General features: G+C 47.7%; 1 protein-coding gene. It reads left to right on the top strand.

What is annotated here, in order from left to right:
• Positions 1-3,610 (top strand): LamG-like jellyroll fold domain-containing protein (locus QQK00_RS15670; protein ID WP_348521161.1); only part of this gene is annotated, 3,610 nt, incomplete at both ends.

Below are 3,610 nucleotides of genomic sequence, written 5' to 3' on the forward strand. Positions count from 1 at the left end.
GCCGTAGATGAAAATGGAAGCAAAAGTAGTCCAGTTGTATTTACTCTAGAAGTAGCGCAACAGTCAATAAGTGCGAAGCAATCATCAGGGAGAGCTACGCTTTCGCCAAACTCTTTCGTACACGCATTTGAGGTGCCGGATTATTTCAACCACAGTGACGGCGCTTCATTTGAAGTAAGTAATATAACAATAGATGGTAGAAGTGCCCCTTTGGGGCCGTTTAATGCGAGTGTTGTGAATCCAGGTGGGGGTGCTCCACGGCTTGTGTACTTTGAGTTTAGTCGGCCTGCGGTTGGACCGTCAACTGCAATAAGCGTAGGGTTCACGGTCACAGGTACTGGGGCTGGAGGTTCGACTGCTGAGGTTAGATTCACAGTTACTAAGCAAGCACAACCACAATTGATTGGCACAACATCAAGTGCTCAGCGACATCTTCGTTATAGTCTAGGTTCAGGGCAACAACTTCATTTTAAGTTAAATAAACACTTTTCAGGGGCGGGTGAGTTAAAATTCAGCAAGTTGTCTGATAGTGGTGCTCAGTACAACAATGTAATTCGTATGTCGAATGATGGGAAAAACCTAATTTTTGAAAATGTAGCAAGGAAAGCTTTTCTAACTACTGCAACTATTCGAGCAACAGAAGTAAATGAGCCTAGGCGCTCTATCACAAGGGTGTTCACATTTAGTCAGGATGCAGCTAGCGCATCATCAACTGAATTGGACTTGGATACCGATACACAAACGAATGGCGCCTTACTATCACCAATCGATGCCGTAAGCCCTGCCGATGTTCCAACACAAGAGAGTGGCAGTGAAACGGTATCACCAACAACGCTTGTCCAAAACTTACTAAATAATACGCAAGGTGTTGTGGGGGATGAAACGTCAGCCCCAACGACACCGTCGTCACCGATTGTCTTAAACAATCAAATCGGCATAGCCAATGCGACGACAGGCAGCACATCCACAGGCATTAATACAGCGGGCCGCATAGCGCACTTCACCTTTGATAATGATGCCAGTGATGTGACAGGTGCGACTAACAGTAATTTAAGTGGCGGTGCCAGTGTTGATGTTGACGGTGGCTTATTTGATGGAGCACTGCGCTTAGACGGAGTAGACGACAGCGTAATCATTAATAATCGCGACGGTATTAACTCACAAGGCATGTATACATCTAAGACCATCGCCTTGTGGTTTAAAATGGATGATGCCAATGGCGGGCGTCAGGTGATTTATGAGCAAGGCGGCGCGCATGGTGGTTTAAATATTTATATCGATAATGACACGTTGTATACCGGTGGTTGGGATATCAACCAACAAGGCAATGACGCCGAAGTTTGGCCCGGTACCTTTAAATCTATTGGTGGACTTGAAGCGAATAAATGGTATCACGTCGCCTTGGTGTTGGATGCTAATGAGACGCCTACGCAGTTAACGCAAGGTGCGTTAAGGGCATATTTAAATGGGACGGAGTTTGATACTGCCAACAGCCAAGGCATGCAGTTGGCCACGCACAATAATGGCATTGCGATTGGGGGTATTAATAGTGAGACCCTAATGCATGATGAGATGACTTCAGGCAATGCCTTCTTCGCAGGCGCTGTGGATGATGTGGTGTTATGGAACCGGGTATTGGATGATACAGAAATTGCTATTGTATCGACGAAAGCTGAAAATCTTATTGTCGGTACTGACGACCCTGAGACCTTGGATGGCACTGCGGGGCATGACACGCTAATAGGTAATGGCGGCAGTGATACGCTTAATGGCGGCGTTGGCAATGATGTGTTAATCGGTGGTAAAGGCTGGGATAGCCTGCATGGGGGGAAAGGCAACGATACCTATGTGTATTATCGCGGTGATGGTAAAGATACTATCAATGACTCCAGCGGTCTTAATCATATGCGGTTTGCGGATATGGCCTCAAGTGAGGTGAGCTTTAGCCAGCGAAATGGCTATTTGTTTGTGACTGAGAATGCCACAGGTGATGAAATTTTAGCGGTGGCCGATTGGCTCGCGTGGACATCGCGGCCAATGCCGATGGAATTTACAGACACGACCTTGTCAGTGGAAGAGATTGAAGCGCAGCTAGTCGACGGTATCCACATTAAAATAGAGGAATCGCAGTTATCTTCTTATGGCATTGACCAAGACCTCGATGCCAATGGCTATACCATTACCGGCGATGGCAATGGGATTGCTTTTACAGGGAATACGTGGAAGAGGCTGGCTTTACCGACAGCGTATCAAGTCACCGATAAAACGGTCTTGTCATTTAGGGTGAAAAGCGATGTTGTGGGCGAAATCCAAGGCATTGGCATAGATACTGATAATTCTTTCTACAATGGTCACAAAGCCAATTTTCAGCTGTATGGCGAGCCGCCGCACAATGACTTCAAGCAAGATTACCGTTACACAGGGGCGGGCGATTGGCAAGAAATGCACATCGAAGTGGGTAAGTTTGCCAGCGGTGCCATGAATTACATTACGCTATTTAACGACGATGATGATGGCACGATTGGCAATATCGAATTCAGCGACATTCGCTTGTATGAACACAACAGCTTTGGCTCACGTGGGCATGACTTGCTTGTGGGCTCGGATACAGCAGCAGAGTCGCTCTTTGGTCACTTGGGTGATGACACGCTCGTGGGTGGAGTGGGGAATGACAAACTCAATGGCAGCCATGGGGATGACACCTATATATATCGTTCAGGGGATGGTAACGACACCATCTATGACCGCCATGGGGCAGACACTTTACGTTTTGAAGGGATTAGTCAACATGACGTAAGCATTCGCCGTGATGGTCATCACATGGTCATTACCTTAAAAGCAACAGGGGAGACGGTCACCGTACAGTATTGGTATCACAATGATGGTTTCCGCACGCAAGTGGTGTTTGACAATGCGACGTTTACGCCAGATGTATTTGAGCGGGCATTGTCACTGACGGTGTTAACGGACAACCGCGAAGAAATCTATTTCAATGGTGAATTAGTGGATGGTGGCTTTAATGACGACCATTGGAGCATAGCGAAAACGCGACAGGTAACACAGCAAGCTGGGGAAAATGTTGTTGCCATCAAGGCCGTTGATACAGGCGGTGGCTATCGGATGGTTGCACAACTTGACGCGGCCAGTGGACGTTTCCACAGTAGTGGTAAGTGGAAGGTATCGACGACGTATCAGGAAGGTTGGCAGGATACTGGGTTTGATGACAGTGCGTGGGCGGATGCGCATGAGCTAAGATTATTTGAACGCACAGATATTCAAGGTATGACGCCGGACGGGGTAGCGCAAGAAATTTGGTCAGACCCTTATGTCGATACCGTCTACTTCCGCTATGTGTTGGATTATGATGCAGATACAGGAGAAACGACCGATGCCAAGGTTATCCACGGCACTGATGATAAGCAAACCCTGACAGGCACAGCGGAAGATGAAATCTTAAAAGGCTATGGCGGCAACGACACTTTAAAAGGCGGCGGTGGTGCCGATGTGTTAATCGGCGGCGCGGGGAATGACCGGCTAGAAGGTGGCTGGGGTAAAGATACCTACATTTACCGCCGGGGCGATGGTACCGATGAAATCAGAGATACGAGTG

Source organism: Agaribacter marinus, from assembly GCF_030160655.1.
GTDB lineage: Bacteria > Pseudomonadota > Gammaproteobacteria > Enterobacterales > Alteromonadaceae > Glaciecola > Glaciecola marina.